Here is a 15,431-nt window from a genome sequence, read left to right as displayed (position 1 = left end):
CAGGAGGGGGCCGCGCATGACCCATGTCAACGTCCTCGACCCGGGCGCCTCACCACTCGACTACTACGGGTTCGAGCTGCGCCGCCATCGGGAGGCCGCGGGGCTGACGCAGAAGCAGCTCGGGGACATCGTCAACTACACGGGTTCGCTGGTCGGGCAGATCGAGACGGCACGGAAACTGCCCACACCCGAGTTCAGCGAGCGGGTGGACGCGGCGCTGGGGACGGGTGGGTTGCTGTCGCGGCTCGTCGCACTGGTCATGCGCAGCCAGCTTCCGGCGTGGTTCCAACACGTCGCGGAGTTGGAGGCGCGGGCCGCGGAGATCTGCACGTTTCAGATGGGCATGGTCCACGGCCTCCTTCAGACCGAGGCGTACGCGCGGGCCACCCTCGGCGCACTGGACCGGAATCGCCTCGACGACCGCACCGCAGTACGCCTGGCCAGGCAGCGCATCCTCGTCAAAGAGGAGCCGCCCGTCTTCTGGATGGTCCTCAGCGAAGCCGCCCTGTACCAGGAAATCGGCGGCCCTTCGACCATGCGCGACCAACTGGCCCGTCTGTTGTCCTTCGAGAACCAACCCCGGATCAATATCCAGGTGCTGCCGTTCACGGCCGGAGCACATGCGGGACTCACGGGCTCGTTCAATCTCTACCGCTTTACAAGTGACCCCGCCATCGTCTACACGGAGAGCTATGGCAACGGGCATCCGACCGCCGGTCTGGACACCGTCAGGGATTGCTCGCTCCGTTACGATCATCTCCAGGCCGCCGCGCTGTCCCTCGCGAACTCGGCGGAGCTGATCCGGCGCGTGATGGAGGAACGCTATGGAGAGCAAGCCGAAGCCGACGGGGATCGAGTGGCGTAAGTCCAGCTACAGCAGCGACCAGGGGGGCGATTGCCTCGAATTCGCCGAACTCCCGGACGCCGCCGTAGCCGTGCGCGACTCCAAGGCCCCCGCCGGGCCGGTGCTCACCCTCGGGCCCGCCGCCTACTCGGCGTTCGTCTCCTGGGCGTCTACAACCGCTGAATGATCGTGCCGGTGGCGAGTCCGCCACCCGCGCACATGGTGATGAGCGCGAACTCCTTGTCGGCGCGCTCCAGTTCGTGCAGTGCAGTGGTGATCAGCCGTGCCCCGGTCGCACCCACCGGGTGCCCCAGCGCTATCGCGCCGCCGTTCACGTTCACCTTCTCCAGATCCTGCCCGAAGACCTGGGCCCAGCTCAGTACCACCGACGCGAACGCCTCGTTGATCTCGACCAGGTCGATGTCCCTCAAGGACATCCCGGCCTTCCCCAGTACGGCCTTCGTGGCGTCGATCGGGCCGTCGAGATGGAAGTGCGGGTCGGAACCCACCAGCGCCTGGGCCACGATGCGCGCCCTCGGCCGCAACTTCAGCGCCCGTGCCATCCGCTTGGACACCCACATGATCGCCGCCGCGCCGTCGGAGATCTGCGACGAGTTGCCGGCCGTGTGCACCGCCGTCGGCATGATGGGCTTGAGCCCGGCCAGCGCCTCCATGGACGTGTCCCGCAGTCCCTCGTCCCGGTCGACCAGCCGCCACATGCCCTGACCGGCCCGCTGCTCCTCCTCCGTGGTCGGGACCTGCACGGCGAACGTCTCGCGCTTGAACCGCTCCTCGGACCAGGCGATCGCGGCCCGCTCCTGCGAGATGAGTCCGAGCGAGTCGACGTTCTCGCGGGTCAGCCCCCGGTGCCTGGCGATGCGCTCCGCCGCCTCGAACTGGTTCGGCAGGTCCACGTTCCACTCGTCCGGGAAGGGCTTGCCGGGCCCGTGCTTGGAGCCCGAGCCGAGCGGCACCCGTGACATGGCCTCCACACCGCAGCTGATCCCGACGTCGATGACGCCCGCCGCGACCATGTTGGCCACCATGTGCGAGGCCTGCTGCGAAGAACCGCACTGGCAGTCCACGGTCGTGGCGGCGGTCTCGTACGGCAGGCCCATCGTCAGCCACGCCGTGCGCGCGGGGTTCATGGACTGCTCGCCCGCGTGCGTCACCGTGCCGCCCACGATCTGCTCGACACAGTCGGCGTGGATGCCGGTACGGCCGAGGAGTTCGCGGTAGGTCTCGCCCAGGAGGTAGGCGGGGTGCAGATGGGCGAGCGCGCCGCCGCGCCTGCCGATGGGGGTGCGTACGGCTTCGACGATCACGGGTTCCGCGGCCATGGGGGGCTCGTCCTCTCCTCGGTCACCCGCGCGGCGCGGGCGTCCCGGCCCACCCGCCACGCAGAACTAGTACGCGTTCTAGTTCTGCATGCAGTCTGCTGACACCGGGGCCACAGTGGCAAGGGCCTTGCAGCCTCCGAAGTCGTGATCTGCACGAATCCCGCACGCAATTGGGGTTGCCGCACCCCTTGCGACTTGTAGAACCCGTTACTACCTTCACGGCCATTCCTGATGGACCGTCAGAATGCTGGGGGTCGCCATGCCCTGTCCCGCGCTGCCCGACGGGTTCGACTTCACCGACCCCGACGTACTGCACCACCACGTCCCACTCCCGGAGTTCGCCGCACTGCGCCTGGCCGAGCCGGTGCGCTGGATACCCCAGGCGGGCAATGTGGCCGGCTTCCAGGACGAGGGGTACTGGGCCGTCACCCGGCACGCGGACGTCAAGTACGTGTCCACCCATCCGGAGATCTTCTCCTCGTCGCTGAACACCGCGATCATCCGGTTCAACCCGCACATCGAGCGCGACGCGATCGACGCCCAGCGGCTGATCATGCTCAACATGGACCCACCCGAGCACACCCGGGTCCGTCAGATCGTCCAGCGCGGCTTCACCCCGCGCGCCATCCGTGCCCTGGAGGAGCGGCTGCGCGCCCGTGCGCACGCCATCGTCCAGGGCGCCCTCGAGAAGAGGGGCCCGTTCGACTTCGTCACCGAGATCGCCTGCGAGCTGCCCCTCCAGGCCATCGCCGAGCTGATCGGCGTCCCGCAGGACGACCGCGCCAAGATCTTCGACTGGTCCAACAGGATGATCGCGTACGACGACCCGGAGTACGCCATCACCGAGGAGGTCGGCGCCGAGGCGGCCACCGAGATCATCGCCTACGCCATGAACATGGCCGCCGACCGCAAACAGTGCCCGGCCGAGGACATCGTCACCACACTGGTGGCCGCCGAAGGCGAAGGCAACCTGTCCTACGACGAGTTCGGGTTCTTCGTCCTGATGCTGTCCGTCGCGGGAAACGAGACGACGCGCAACGCCATCACGCACGGCATGCACGCCTTCCTCACCCACCCCGACCAGTGGGACCTCTACAAGCGGCAGCGCCCGTCCACGGCCGCGGAGGAGATCGTCCGCTGGGCGACGCCGGTGGTCGCCTTCCAGCGCACGGCCACCCAGGACACCGAACTCGGCGGCAAGCGGATCACGAAGGGCCAGCGGGTCGGCCTCTTCTACTCGTCCGCGAACAACGACCCCGAAACCTTCGACCGACCGGAGGTCTTCGACGTCACCCGCGACCCCAATCCGCACCTCGGCTTCGGCGGCGGTGGCCCGCACTACTGCCTCGGCAAGTCCCTTGCGGTGCTGGAGATCGATCTCATCTTCCATGCGGTCGCCGATGCCATGCCGAACCTCCGGCTGTTCGACGAGCCGCGAAGGCTGCGCTCGGCCTGGATCAACGGCGTGAAGGAACTCCGGGTCAGCACGGAGTGACCGACGCGGGCCGTCGGCCTCCCGGCGCCGCCGGCCCGTTTCGAGGGAGGCAGGGGCATCCCCCCGCGCCCCGCCCCTGCCTCCCCCGCGACGTCCGGCAACGCGTCCCGGAGCCGGGTGAACGTCCTCCTTCCGTTTCACGTCTACCAGGGGGCACAGTCGTCCCACACCGCCGAAGACGTCGAACGGAAGCGCGCACCTGTGGCCCCTGCCGACCTCGCCCTCACCCGGCCCGAGCACCCGGCCGCTGTACGGCACCGTCCTCTCCGGGCGTTCCGGGACCGCCATCGGGTCCCGCTTCTCGCCACGCTCCCCACCCTGCCGCTGTACGCCGTGTGGTGGTTCTTCCTGGCCACCGGCGGAGGTGATCTCGCCGCCCAGCAGGCGTGGGCCCGGTTCGCCGCCCACAACGGCGGGTCGGCGTACGGACTCTTCTGGTACGGCGGTATGCACACCGCCAACTACAGCCTGCTCTCCCCGTACCTGATGGCCGCGCTCGGCGTACGCACGGTCACCGTGGTCTCCGGTGTCGCCGCCACCTGGCTGGCCGCCGTGCTGATCGCGCGCGCCGGGGTCCCGCGGCCGCTCGGCCCCGCGCTGCTGGCGTCGCTGGCGCTGTGGTGCAACGTGGCGTCCGGGCGCACGACCTTCGCGCTGGGCATGGCGTTCGCTCTCGCGGGCTCTGTGCTGCTGGCGGGGAGGGAGCGGCGGCCGCTGCCTGCGGCCGCGTACGCGACCCTCGCGACCATGGCGAGTCCGGTCGCCGGGCTGTTCCTGGCCGTGGTGGGGGCCGGCTTCCTGTTCGTACGGGACCGGCGGCGGGCCCTCGTCCTGCTGCTGCCGCCGTTCGCGGTGGTCGCCACCACCACGGTGCTGTTCCCCTTCACCGGCGAGCAGTTGATGCCGGCCGACCGCGTCTGGCAGCCCGTGGCGCTGGGACTGGCCGTCACGCTCCTGGCCCCGCCGGACTGGCGGGTCGCACGGTGGAGCGGGGTGGTGTACGCGGCCGGAACCGTCCTCGCGTATCTGATCCCCTCGCCGGTCGGCACGAACGTCGAGCGCTTCGCCGAGCTGTTCGCGCCCGCGGCGCTGCTCGCGGCGTTGCTGGGACAGCCCCGGCTGCGCGTGCTGCGGCGCAACCTGCTGATCGCCGCGCTCGTCCTCTCCGTCGTCTGGGTGGGTCGCAAGACCGTCGACGACCTCCGGGTCTCCACCGCGGTGCCGGCCTGGGCCGCCGACACCGGCGGAGTGCTCCGGGCGTTGCGGGGGCTCGGCGCCGACCGTACCCGCGTCGAGGTCGTCCCCGCGCGCAACCACCGGGAGGCGACCGCGCTCGCCCCGCACATGAACCTGGCCCGCGGCTGGAACCGCCAGCTCGACATGGAGCGGGGCCGTCTCTTCTACGACGGCACGTTCTCGGCGGCGACCTACCGCCGCTGGCTCGACCGCTGGGCGGTCGGCCTGGTCGTCCTGCCGCTGGGCAAGCCCGACGGGTACGCGGAGCAGGAGGCACGGCTGGTGCGCGACCACCGTCCGGACTGGCTCGAGCCGGTGTGGCAGGACGCGCACTGGCGGGTGTACCGGGTGCGCGACGCGGTCCCGCTGGTCTCGGCACCCGCCACCGTGGTGCGCACGACGAGCGCCGAGGTGGACGTACGTGTCCCGCGCCCCGGCTCGGTGACGGTGCGGGTCGCCCACTCGCCGTGGCTGCACACCGACGGCGGCTGCCTCGGCCCGCAGGGCGAGTTCACCCGGCTGACGGTCAACGCGCCGGGCACGTACCGGATCAGCTCGGAGTACGGGCCGCCTCCGGCACCGGGACACTGCTGACCGCGGCCGCCGTCACCCGCGCCCGCGGCCCCTGGAACAGATGGGCCAGCCCGAAGCCGAGACCGACGACGGCGGCGCCGCCGGCCGCGTCCAGCACCCAGTGGTTGCCGGTCGCCACGATCGCCGAGACCGTGAAGAGGGGATGGAGCAGGCCGAGCACCTTCATCCACCACCTGGGCGCGAGGATCGCGATGGTGAGACCGCACCACAGGGACCAGCCGAAGTGCAGGGACGGCATCGCCGCGTACTGGTTGGTGAGCGCGGTGAGCGTGCCGTAGTCCGGCTTGGAGAAGTCCTGCACACCGTGCACGGTGTCGATGATCCCGAGCTGCGGCATCAGGCGCGGCGGAGCCAGCGGGTAGAGCCAGAAGCCGATCAGCGCCGTGAAGGTGGTGAAGCCGAGCACCGAGCGCGCCCAGCGGTAGTCGACCGGGCGGCGCCAGTACAGCACGCCCAGGACGGCCAGCGGGAACACGAAGTGGAAGGACTCGTAGTAGAAGTCGAAGAAGCCCCGCAGCCAGCCGACCCCGGCGACGGCGTGATTGACCCAGCGCTCGACGTCGATGTGCAGAAGGCGTTCGACCACGAGAATCTGATCGCCGTGGTGCTCGGCGGTGACCCGGCCCGCCGTGCTGCTGTCGCCCGTCGCCGCGAGCCGGACCTGGGCGTAGGCGGCGTAGGTGACCCGGATCAGCAGCAGTTCGAGCAGCAGGTTCGGGCGGGTGAGGACCCGGCGCAGGAACGGCAGGAGCGGGACGCGCTTCCACCGGGTGGGCACGGGCCGCGCGTACTCGGTGGGAATCGGCGTCCGGTAGTGGGGGGAGGTCCGGGACAGGAACGGCACACAGATGGCGGCGCCGAGGGCCGCCAGGAGCACCAGGTTGTCGCGGAGCGGCTCGAGCACCCCCATGTTCGGCAGCATCATCCTCGCGGGCAGCGTCATCAGCAGGACGACGGCGACCGGCCACACATAGCGGTCGGAGGCCCTTGTGCCGACCCGGCCGACCACCGCCAGCAGCACCCACAGCAGCTGGTGCTGCCAGCTCGTCGGCGAAACGGCGACGGCGACGCACCCGGTGACCGCGACGGCGAGCAGAAGCTGTCCGTCGTGCGCGTACCGGATCGCTCGGCGCAGCCCGAGGACCGCGACGGCGGTGCCCAGCACGAAGAACAGCCCGATCTCCAGCGGTCCGGACAGTCCCAGCCTGAGCAGGGCGCCGTGCAGGGACTGGTTGGCGTGGTCGTCGGCCTTGCCCCCGAGCCCGGTGCCGGCCAGGTGGTGCACCCAGTAGGTGTACGAGTCGTGCGGCATCGCGGCCCAGGCGAGCGCGGTGCACACGGCGAAGGTGCCCGCCGTGGAGGCAGCGGCACGGCGGCGGCCGGTGAACCACAGCAGGGGCGCGAACAGCAGCACGGTCGGCTGGAGCGCGGCGCCCAGGCCGATCAGCACTCCGCTGGTGCGTTCCCCGCGCACGGCGAAGCAGCCGAGCAGGACGAGCAGCACCGGGATGATGCTGGTCTGGCCGAGATACAGGGTGTTGCGCACCGGCAGCGACAGCATCAGCAGGCTGATCGCGACAGGCGCCGCCAGCAGCGAACTGCGCCGGGTCACCGGCTTGGGCAGGGCACGGGCGGCGATCAGGCCGAGCGCGACGACCAGCAGCAGCGTGCCGAAGGTCCAGCCCCAGCCGAGGGCCTGTTGTGCCGCCCGGGTGAGCGGCTTGAGGACGAGCCCGGCGAACGGGGTGCCGGTGAACCGCGTCGAGTCGTACAACGACCCGTTCACGTGCAGAACCCCGTTGGTCCCGACCCAGGTCTCGAGGTCCGTCAGCCGTTCTCCCCGGGGCGTGCCGAGGACGACGGCGACCTGGCGCACCGCCAGAACGGCGGCGACCGCCCAGAGCCCGACGCGGGCCACCTTCAGCCGTGCCTTCGCCTCGTGTGCGTTCCCCGCCCCGAAGGCACCGCCCATCTGCCCGCCGTGCTCCACGTTCGCCACGCCCCGTCGGCCCTCCCGCCCCGTTCGTCCCGTGCGTCCCGTGTGTTACCCCGTGCCCGAACCCTATGAGGTTCTCGGCCCCCCACGATGAGACGCAGGCAACCCCCTCTTCACCTGAGGTCCGCCCACCTTTTGTCCGGATGACGATAGCCGTGGGCCGTTCCGGTTCCACCCCCGCTGCGCGAGAAGGATCACAAATCGGACGGCGCGCGGCGCGCCGCGGCCGGTCCATCACCCCTGCTCGGGCCGCATTCAGGTGCAGCATGCATCGATTCACTCACGGTCCGTGAGAGCGGCAACTGCACCTATGGTCGCCTTTCGGCCACCCCCCGGGGCAGGCCATCGGTCCACCGCCCGGCGGCGGGCCCCGTCCTTGTCCCCGTCGAAAGGCAGGCGAGCGGAATCTTGTCGATCGTCGCTCCACCCCAGGCCCACGTCGCATCCGGGGCACCCGCCCGCACGGACGCCACCGTCACCGACCCGGCGCTGGTCAGGCGTGCCGTGAAGGCCGCAGCCCTCGGCAACGCGATGGAGTGGTTCGACTTCGGCGTCTACAGCTACATCGCCGTGACGCTCGGCAAGGTCTTCTTCCCGTCCGGCAGCCCCACCGCACAGCTGCTGTCCACCTTCGGCGCCTTCGCCGCCGCCTTCCTGGTCCGCCCGCTCGGCGGCACCGTCTTCGGACCGCTCGGCGACCGCGTCGGGCGGCAGAAGGTGCTCGCGCTGACCATGATCATGATGGCTGCGGGCACGTTCGCGATCGGCCTGATCCCGTCGTACGCGACGATCGGCGTCGGCGCACCGGTCCTGCTGCTCGCCGCCCGCCTGGTACAGGGCTTCTCGACCGGCGGCGAGTACGCGGGCGCGTCCACGTTCATCGCGGAGTACGCCCCGGACAAGAGGCGCGGCTTCTTCGGCAGCTGGCTGGAGTTCGGCACCCTCGTCGGCTACATCGGCGGTGCGGGCCTGGTCACCTTGCTGACCGCGCTGCTGTCCTCCGACGACCTGGTGTCGTGGGGCTGGCGGATCCCGTTCCTGATCGCGGGTCCGATGGGCATCATCGGCCTCTATCTGCGGATGCGCCTGGAGGAGACCCCGGCGTTCGCCGCGGAGGTGGAGAAGGCGGAGGCCGCCCGCCCCCGGGTGCCGCTGCGCGAGATGATCACCGGCCAGTGGAAGGCGCTGCTGCTGTGCATGGGCCTGGTGCTCGTCTTCAACGTCACCGACTACATGCTGCTGTCGTACATGCCGAGCTATCTGACCAGTGAGCTGAAGTACGACGAGACCCACGGACTGCTGGTGGTGCTCGGCGTGATGGCGCTGATGATGGTCGTGCAGCCGTTCGCGGGCGCCCTCACCGACCGGATCGGCCGCCGCCCGCTGATCGCGGCGGGCTGCGCCGGCTTCCTGTTCCTGTCGGTTCCGGCCGTGCTGCTGATCCGCCAGGGCGGACTGCTCGCGGTGGCGCTCGGCATGGGCGCGCTGGGGCTGCTGCTGGTCTGCTTCACCGCGGCGATGCCGGCCGCACTGCCCGCCCTCTTCCCCACCCGGGTCCGCTACGGCTCGCTGTCGATCGGCTTCAACGTCTCCGTGTCGCTGTTCGGCGGCACCACGCCGCTGGTGGTCACGGCGCTGATCGGTGCGACCGGGAACATGATGATGCCTGCCTACTACATGATGGCGGCGGCCGTGATCGGCGGTGCCGCGGTGTGGTTCATGGCGGAGTCGGCGGGACGCCCGCTGCCGGGTTCCGCACCGTCGGTCGAGCCCGCGCGCGGCTGAGGCGCGGCCGGTGGCGGCACTCGATCCGGGACCGGCTCCCTCGAACGGCTGATATCGCGCCTCACGACCGCATATACGCTGACACGGCCCTCCGCTCCGGCTATATTCCTTAGCGAAACTAGTTAGCTGACCTAACTAGGCACAGGAAAGGCTTGGTGCATGACCACAGCGCAAGAGCTCTGGGACGACGTCGACGCGTACTTCACCACCCTCCTCTCCCCCTCCGACGACGTGCTCGCAGCGGCCCTCCGGGACAGCGAGGCGGCCGGACTCCCACCCATCAACGTCGCGCCGAACCAGGGCAAGCTGCTTCAGCTCCTGGCCCTGATCCAGGGAGCGCGCCGCGTCCTGGAGATCGGGACGCTCGGCGGCTACAGCACCATCTGGCTGGGTCGCGCCCTGCCCGCGGACGGCAGGCTCGTCACCCTGGAGTACGACGCCACCCACGCGGAGGTCGCCCGCCGCAATCTCGCCCGGGCCGGTCTGGACTCGATCGCCGAGGTGCGCGTCGGCCCGGCGCTGGAGTCGCTGCCGAAGCTGGCCGAGGAGCACCCCCAGCCGTTCGACCTGGTGTTCATCGACGCGGACAAGGTCAACAACGCGCACTACGTGAAGTGGGCCCTCGAGCTGACCCGCCCCGGCAGCCTGATCGTCCTCGACAACGTGGTGCGCGGCGGGCGCGTCACCGAGACGGACAGCGAGGACCCCGGCGTGCTGGGCACCAGGGCCGCGCTGGAGCTGATGGCCTCGCACCCCGGGCTGAGCGGGACCGCGGTACAGACGGTGGGCAGCAAGGGGCACGACGGATTCGCGCTCGCACGGGTGACGGGCTGACGCCGTGCCCGCAGCTCAGACCTCGTGGTAGAAGCCCACGTTGACGCTGCGGGGGGCGGTGCGGTCCTGGATGACCAGCTCTCCCGAGCCGCCGTGCGGGAGCCTGGCCGTGCCGCCGTAGGGCAGGGCCTGCACCGGGAGCCCGGGCAGGGTCAGCACCACCTCGGAGGAGGGATCGGTGTTCGAGCCGCGCAGCCAGGTGACCTGCCACACGCCATCGGGTCCGCACAGGAACTCCAGGTGCACCCGCGACACGAACAGCCAGTCGTCCGGGGTCGCCAGCCGGCACACGGACTTGTCGCGGCCCACCCGCAGCACGGTGCCCGGATCGCTGGGCGCGTCGGCCATCAGCATTCCGGCCGTCGCCCCGACGTCCGCCCTGGAGACCGAGGCCATGGTGAGTTCGAGCACGTGCGCTCCTCCTGAGTGCGGCGGTCAAGTGTTCTGCGGGCGAGCCCGGTTGGCCTACCGCTGCGGAATGATAATTCGCCCGATCGACCCTCAGGGTGACGTCCGGCACAATGAACCCATGACCGAGCGCAAGCCACCCGGCGTCGGCTTCGAGTCCTTCGTCGACAAACAGATTCGCGACGCCGAGGGGCGCGGAGAGTTCGCGAACCTCCCCGGGGTGGGCGAACCGGCACCCGCCGTCACCGAGGCCGTGTACGACGAACTGTGGTGGATCAAGCGCAAGTTGGCCCGCGAGGGGCTCGCGGTCCTGCCGCCGACGCTGGCCCTGCGCAAGGAGGCGGAGGACACGCTGGCGGCGGCCGCGGCGGCGCCGTCCGAGCGGGTGGTGCGCCGACTGGTCGAGGATCTGAACGTGAAGATCCGCGACATGATGTTCAAGCCGCCGCCGGGACCGCCGCTGGGCCTCAAGCCGTACGACGTCGAGGAGATCGTCCGGGACTGGTGCGAGCGCCGGGCCGGACATCCGCGCGCGGACTGAGCGCGACCCCGGGTGGGGCCGCGTCCCGGGGCCATGGTCCGGGTCGCGGCCCCACCGTGTGTCGCACGGCTCACATGCGCAGCAGCCGCTCGGCGGTGGCCCGGTAGTCGCGCAGGGCCAGCCGCAGCTGTTCCGTGTCGGCGGTGGCGTGCGGGCCGTCGCCGGTGTCCTGCCAGGAGGCCTTCAGGGTCCGCCGCCGCGAGGCCAGGGCCTCCGCGAGCCGTGCGGCGGCCTCCTCCATCACATGGTCGGCCTCCTCGACGGCCTCCCTGGGGTTGTCGACGAACCCGCCGACCGCGTGCTGCAGGCGCATCCCCAGCTCGTCGCTCTCGTGCGGGGGCAGCAGCGGGGCATCACGCCGGTCACCGCGCGTCCCCGGTTCCCCGGCCCCGCGCGCTTCGGGTCGCGGTGCCACGGCCGCCTCCCCGCGCCCGCCCGCACCGGACCGTGGGCCGGGCCTCTCCGTACGACCGGCCTCCCGTCGCGTCTCGAGCCCCTCCCGGCGGGCGACCTGGTCCCCTCGCGCCCCGGCCCCCTCCAGGCGGGCGTCGTGTTCCCGCCCCGTCCCGGCCCCCTCCCGGCGGACGGCCTGCTCCTGCCGCGTCCCGGCCCCCTCCCGGCGGACGGCGCCCTCGCTCGGTGTCACCTCGGTCATCGCCCTCAACTCCCCTTCGCGTGCTGCCGGTGGAACCTCCACGGGTGGTGGGACCGTCCCTCGGTGCGGTCCGAGGCCTGCGCAGGCGCCTTCTTCGCCGGGGCGCGGGACGGCTGCCGCCGCGCCGGCGCCGTGAGGTCCTCGAAGAGGGCACGCGCCTCCAGCAGCGTCTCGCGCAGCTCCTCCGTGCCGGCACCGTCCCGGGAGCCGGTGCCGGGGGCCAGAGCGGCGCTGTGCAGCCTGCGGTAGCCCTGGACATGCGGGGCGTGGTGCACGGACAACGCGTCGAGCTGCTCCTCGCGACGGTCGCCGTCGGGGTAGCCCCGGGCGCCGGCCACCTCGGCGAGCAGCCGGTCCGCCGCGGCCACCGCCTCCCCGGGCGAGTCGACGAAACGTTCCTGAACGGCCGTCCAGAGCGCGGTGTAGCGCTCGCGCTCGGACGGCTCCAGGGGCCGGTCGTGCAGCGAGCCGTAGCGCTTCAGCCGCTCCGTGAGTTCACGCTCGGCGGCCTTCGTGTCGCCGTCGTGCCGCGCGACGGTCCGCTCGTACTCCGACCCGAAGCGGTGTTGCAGACCTCCCCCACCGAGGGCGCCCCGGGCACGTGGGGACAGGGCGGCGGCGCCCGCGAGGACGGCCGCCGCTATCACGATCACGATCAGAACGATGATCACGCCTGTGGACATGGATGCCTTCCGGTCTGTCGGCCCAGCGGGCCGTCTTTCGCCCGGGTTGCCCGGACGGCCGCCCCCAAACGACCGGCGAACGACCGCATTCCCGCTGCTCGCCGGGCCGTGCGGCGGTGTCGCCTGTCCTGGCCACCGAGGGGACCGCGCAGCGCATATTCGGTTGCGGCCCTCGCCCGGTCGCTCCCCACAATGGCGGGCATGACCTGGACCATCACCCCCGAGCGCCCCGACTCGCCCGCCGCCGCCGCGTTGTGGCGGGCGTACTACACCGAGGTCAGCGATCGCTGGTACCAGCTGCACGAGGAGCGCTCGACCGACCCGGACGAGCTCGAGCGCGAGATCGCCGCCGACTCCGGCGGCTATCTGGCTCCCCCGAGCGGGACGCTCCTGGTCGCCAGGTACGAGGGCGAACCGGCGGGGACGGCGGGCGTACGGCTGCTGGACGGCGCCACCGCCGAGCTCAAGCGGGTCTTCGTCCACCGGGGGATGCGCGGCCGGGGCGGCGCCCCGCTCCTCGTGGCCGCCGCCGAGGAAGCCGCCCGCACACTCGGCGCGCGGCGCATCGTCCTCGACACCCGCCACGACCTGGTGGAGGCCCGCGCCCTGTACACCCGGCTCGGATACCTGGAGACCCCGCCGCACAACGACCAGGCCTACGCGGAGCACTGGTTCGCCAAGCAGCTGTCCTAGAGCGTGCCGGGCCGCCGCGTGGGCGACCGTTCGTCCGGGCGTTCCGCGTCGCAGCCGCACAGCTCCGCGTTCAGTTCCCGGACCAGCCTGACCAGGTCCGTCGGGCGGTCCGGGCCCCACCAGTCGCCGAGCAGTTCGGCCAGCGACTCCTCGCGTGCCCGGGCCAGTCGCTCGGCGACCTCACGGCCCTCCTCGGTCAGCATGAGGTCGAGCCCCTCGCGCCGGGCCAGGCGCCGCTCCTCCAGCTGCCGCGCGGAGGCGAGGATGACGGTGAGCGGCACGGTGCTGCGTTCGGCGAGCACCCCCGGCTCGGCCCAGCCGTACTTCTTGATCCGCAGCAGCAGCCAGCTCGCCCCGGGCAGCAGGTCGTACCCGGCCCGCCGGGTGATCTTGTCGTAGACGCTCCGCCGCCCCTCGCGGGAGCCGAGCAGGGACAGCGCCCGGCACACCTCGTCGTACGAGGAGCGCTCGACCGGGTTGCTGGCCAGCGTCTCCGTACCGTCCGGCGCCGTCACCGACCCGCGCAGCCTGTCCTCGCGCAGGAACCATGCGAGGACGAACCCGAGGAGGGCGACCGGCGCGGCGTACAGGAAGACGTCGGTGATCGAGCCGGCGAACGCGTGCAGGACCGCGGGCCGTACCGCGGAGGGCAGGGTCGTGATACCGCGCGGATCGGACTTCAGTGCGTCCGCGCTGACACCGCTCGGCAGCGGACGCCCCGCGAGCGCCTCGGCGAGGCCGCCGCCGAGACGGCTCGCGAAGATCGTGCCGAAGATGGCCACACCGAACGAGGCGCCGATGGAGCGGAAGAAGGTGGCGCCCGAGGTGGCGACACCGAGGTCCTCGTAGGGGACGGCGTTCTGCACGATGAGCACCAGGACCTGCATGACCAGGCCGAGGCCCAGGCCGAAGACGAAGAAGTAGACGCTCATCTCCGCGGTGCTGCTGTGCTCGTCGAGCTGGTGGAGCAGGAGCAGCCCGATCGTGGTGATGCCGGTGCCCGCGAGCGGGAACACCTTCCACCGGCCGGTGCGGCTGACGATCTGGCCGGAGCCGGTGGACGACAGCAGCATGCCCGCCACCATCGGCAGCATGTGCACACCGGACAGGGTCGGTGTGATGCCGTGGACGATCTGCAGGAACGTCGGCAGGTACGTCATCGCGCCGAACATCGCGAAGCCGACGATGAAGCTGATGACCGCCGAGAGCGTGAAGGTGCGGACGCGGAAGAGCTTGAGCGGCAGGACGGGTTCGGCCGCCCGGCGTTCGACGAGGACGAAGGCCGCCAGCAGGACGACACCGAGGACCGCCAGGCCGACGGTCTGAGCCGAGCCCCAGCCCCAGGTGGTGCCGCCGAGCGAGGCCACCAGGACCAGGCAGGTCGCGACGGCGGCGACGAGGACGGTGCCGAGGTAGTCGATGACGTGCCGTTCGGCCTTCCTCGGGATGTGCAGGACCGCCGCGATCACGGCGAGGGCGACGATGCCCAGGGGCAGGTTGACGTAGAACACCCAGCGCCAGCTCAGATGCTGGGTGAACAGGCCGCCGAGGAGCGGCCCGAGCACGCTGGTGGCGCCGAAGACGGCACCGAAGAGTCCCTGGTAGCGGCCCCGCTCGCGGGGCGGGACTATGTCGCCGACGATCGCCATGGACAGCACGATCAGCCCGCCGCCGCCCAGGCCCTGGACCGCGCGGAAGGCGATGAGCTCGAGCATGTTCCGGGACATGCCGCACAGCGCCGACCCGATGAGGAAGATCACGATCGCGGCCTGGAACAGTTTCTTGCGCCCGTACTGGTCGCCGAGTTTGCCCCACAGCGGCGTCGCCGCGGTCGAGGCCAGCAGATACGCCGTGACCACCCAGGACAGGTGCTCCAGACCGCCGAGGTCGCTGACGATGGTGGGCAGCGCGGTCGACACGATCGTCTGGTCGAGCGCCGCGAGCAGCATACCCAGCAGCAGCGCTCCGATGGAGACGAGGACGCTCCCGCCCATGCCCTCGTCGACGGCCCGGCGCCGCGTGGAGAGCGGTCCGCCGCCGATGCCGAAGTCCGACTCCGTCCGTGCAGCCTCTCCCGCCCTGCCCTGAGTGTCGTCGGTCATGAGGCCTCCCGGGGACGTGACGTCGTACGACCTCCGTGGACCCGGGGCCCGGGCGCGGGGCCCGCGCAGGCCCGGGGTTCCCGTCCATCGTGCATCCCCATCCTGGTTGGTGTGCCCCGTTATGGCCTGTTGAGTGCCCGGGGGAAGCAGGGATTCCGGGGGCTCCTGGGAGATTGTGTGAGGGAGATCTGCATAATTTCTGGAATTCGTCGGGAGGGGACTCAC

The 15,431-nt window shown here is 71.3% G+C and carries 14 protein-coding genes; 8 read left to right on the top strand and 6 right to left on the bottom strand.

The annotated features are described in order from the left end of the window. The first annotated feature begins 16 nt into the window (after positions 1-16). Complete coding sequence (locus ACSHXN_RS28420; protein WP_356112827.1) at positions 17-865, top strand: helix-turn-helix domain-containing protein; 849 nt, start codon at positions 17-19, stop codon at positions 863-865. Then, positions 825-1,031 carry a DUF397 domain-containing protein gene (locus ACSHXN_RS28415; protein ID WP_355132131.1) on the top strand — a complete coding sequence of 69 codons (207 nt, stop codon included), beginning with the start codon at positions 825-827 and terminating at the stop codon, positions 1,029-1,031. Before ACSHXN_RS28420 ends, ACSHXN_RS28415 begins: the two co-directional genes overlap by 41 nt. Here ACSHXN_RS28415 and ACSHXN_RS28410 read toward each other — a convergent pair. Further along, entirely contained in the window at positions 1,015-2,184 is a 1,170-nt protein-coding gene (locus ACSHXN_RS28410; RefSeq protein WP_355132130.1) for a steroid 3-ketoacyl-CoA thiolase, read from the bottom strand. The two genes, ACSHXN_RS28415 and ACSHXN_RS28410, sit on opposite strands and share 17 nt — an antisense overlap. Positions 2,185-2,443: 259 nt before the next feature. Between ACSHXN_RS28410 and ACSHXN_RS28405 the strand changes: the two genes are divergently transcribed. Together ACSHXN_RS28405 and ACSHXN_RS28400 are read left to right on the top strand one after the other, a co-directional pair. After that, entirely contained in the window at positions 2,444-3,679 is a 1,236-nt protein-coding gene (locus ACSHXN_RS28405; RefSeq protein WP_355132269.1) for a cytochrome P450, read from the top strand. A 201-nt stretch (positions 3,680-3,880) separates the two neighbouring features. Then, positions 3,881-5,509 carry a glycosyltransferase family 87 protein gene (locus tag ACSHXN_RS28400; protein WP_355132129.1) on the top strand — a complete coding sequence of 543 codons (1,629 nt, stop codon included), beginning with the start codon at positions 3,881-3,883 and terminating at the stop codon, positions 5,507-5,509. Here the strand turns inward: ACSHXN_RS28400 and ACSHXN_RS28395 are convergent. After that, the gene (locus tag ACSHXN_RS28395) at positions 5,466-7,508 is read right to left on the bottom strand and encodes a bifunctional glycosyltransferase 87/phosphatase PAP2 family protein (RefSeq protein WP_438304123.1); all 2,043 of its coding nucleotides are present in this window, start codon (positions 7,506-7,508) and stop codon (positions 5,466-5,468) included. The genes ACSHXN_RS28400 and ACSHXN_RS28395 overlap by 44 nt on opposite strands. Positions 7,509-7,913: 405 nt before the next feature. Between ACSHXN_RS28395 and ACSHXN_RS28390 the strand changes: the two genes are divergently transcribed. Next, positions 7,914-9,290: an MFS transporter gene (locus ACSHXN_RS28390; RefSeq protein WP_438304121.1), complete on the top strand. Its 1,377-nt coding sequence runs from the start codon at positions 7,914-7,916 to the stop codon at positions 9,288-9,290. Between the two features lie 159 nt (positions 9,291-9,449). Further along, on the top strand, positions 9,450-10,124 hold the full coding sequence (locus ACSHXN_RS28385; protein WP_355132127.1) for an O-methyltransferase: 675 nt from the start codon (positions 9,450-9,452) through the stop codon (positions 10,122-10,124). Between the two features lie 15 nt (positions 10,125-10,139). Here ACSHXN_RS28385 and ACSHXN_RS28380 read toward each other — a convergent pair whose 3' ends face one another. Beyond that, positions 10,140-10,535: a hypothetical protein gene (locus tag ACSHXN_RS28380; protein ID WP_355132126.1), complete on the bottom strand. Its 396-nt coding sequence runs from the start codon at positions 10,533-10,535 to the stop codon at positions 10,140-10,142. 118 nt (positions 10,536-10,653) lie between these two features. Between ACSHXN_RS28380 and ACSHXN_RS28375 the strand changes: the two genes are divergently transcribed. Continuing rightward, positions 10,654-11,073 carry a DUF1992 domain-containing protein gene (locus ACSHXN_RS28375; protein ID WP_355132125.1) on the top strand — a complete coding sequence of 140 codons (420 nt, stop codon included), beginning with the start codon at positions 10,654-10,656 and terminating at the stop codon, positions 11,071-11,073. Positions 11,074-11,143: 70 nt separating this feature from the next. On the opposite strand, the gene ACSHXN_RS28370 is transcribed toward ACSHXN_RS28375, so the two are convergent. Together ACSHXN_RS28370 and ACSHXN_RS28365 are read right to left on the bottom strand one after the other, a co-directional pair. Further along, positions 11,144-11,728, bottom strand: coding sequence for a hypothetical protein (locus ACSHXN_RS28370; RefSeq protein ID WP_438304119.1), 585 nt, complete (start codon positions 11,726-11,728; stop codon positions 11,144-11,146). A 5-nt stretch (positions 11,729-11,733) separates the two neighbouring features. After that, entirely contained in the window at positions 11,734-12,411 is a 678-nt protein-coding gene (locus ACSHXN_RS28365) for a hypothetical protein (RefSeq protein WP_438304117.1), read from the bottom strand. A 201-nt stretch (positions 12,412-12,612) separates the two neighbouring features. Here ACSHXN_RS28365 and ACSHXN_RS28360 point away from each other — a divergent pair, with 201 nt between their 5' ends. Next, positions 12,613-13,104 (top strand): GNAT family N-acetyltransferase, encoded by a 492-nt coding sequence (locus ACSHXN_RS28360; RefSeq protein ID WP_355132122.1) that lies wholly within the window; start codon positions 12,613-12,615, stop codon positions 13,102-13,104. On the opposite strand, the gene ACSHXN_RS28355 is transcribed toward ACSHXN_RS28360, so the two are convergent. Continuing rightward, complete coding sequence (locus ACSHXN_RS28355) at positions 13,101-15,098, bottom strand: MDR family MFS transporter (RefSeq protein WP_355132267.1); 1,998 nt, start codon at positions 15,096-15,098, stop codon at positions 13,101-13,103. The genes ACSHXN_RS28360 and ACSHXN_RS28355 overlap by 4 nt on opposite strands. Positions 15,099-15,431 lie beyond the last annotated feature (333 nt).

It is taken from the genome of Streptomyces sp. HUAS TT11, from assembly GCF_051553595.1.
Lineage (GTDB): Bacteria > Actinomycetota > Actinomycetes > Streptomycetales > Streptomycetaceae > Streptomyces.
This window is presented reverse-complemented; position numbering and strand designations above follow the sequence as displayed.

Bases quoted from the DNA above. Each gene is read 5' to 3' on its own strand.
- ACSHXN_RS28385 (WP_355132127.1), top strand. From the start codon at position 9,450: ATGACCACAGCGCAAGAGCTCTGGGACGACGTCGACGCGTACTTCACC.
- ACSHXN_RS28355 (WP_355132267.1), bottom strand. From the start codon at position 15,098: ATGGGCGGGAGCGTCCTCGTCTCCATCGGAGCGCTGCTGCTGGGTATG.
- ACSHXN_RS28365 (WP_438304117.1), bottom strand. From the start codon at position 12,411: ATGTCCACAGGCGTGATCATCGTTCTGATCGTGATCGTGATAGCGGCG.
- ACSHXN_RS28405 (WP_355132269.1), top strand. From the start codon at position 2,444: ATGCCCTGTCCCGCGCTGCCCGACGGGTTCGACTTCACCGACCCCGAC.
- ACSHXN_RS28370 (WP_438304119.1), bottom strand. From the start codon at position 11,728: ATGACCGAGGTGACACCGAGCGAGGGCGCCGTCCGCCGGGAGGGGGCC.
- ACSHXN_RS28415 (WP_355132131.1), top strand. From the start codon at position 825: ATGGAGAGCAAGCCGAAGCCGACGGGGATCGAGTGGCGTAAGTCCAGC.
- ACSHXN_RS28410 (WP_355132130.1), bottom strand. From the start codon at position 2,184: ATGGCCGCGGAACCCGTGATCGTCGAAGCCGTACGCACCCCCATCGGC.
- ACSHXN_RS28360 (WP_355132122.1), top strand. From the start codon at position 12,613: ATGACCTGGACCATCACCCCCGAGCGCCCCGACTCGCCCGCCGCCGCC.
- ACSHXN_RS28375 (WP_355132125.1), top strand. From the start codon at position 10,654: ATGACCGAGCGCAAGCCACCCGGCGTCGGCTTCGAGTCCTTCGTCGAC.
- ACSHXN_RS28420 (WP_356112827.1), top strand. From the start codon at position 17: ATGACCCATGTCAACGTCCTCGACCCGGGCGCCTCACCACTCGACTAC.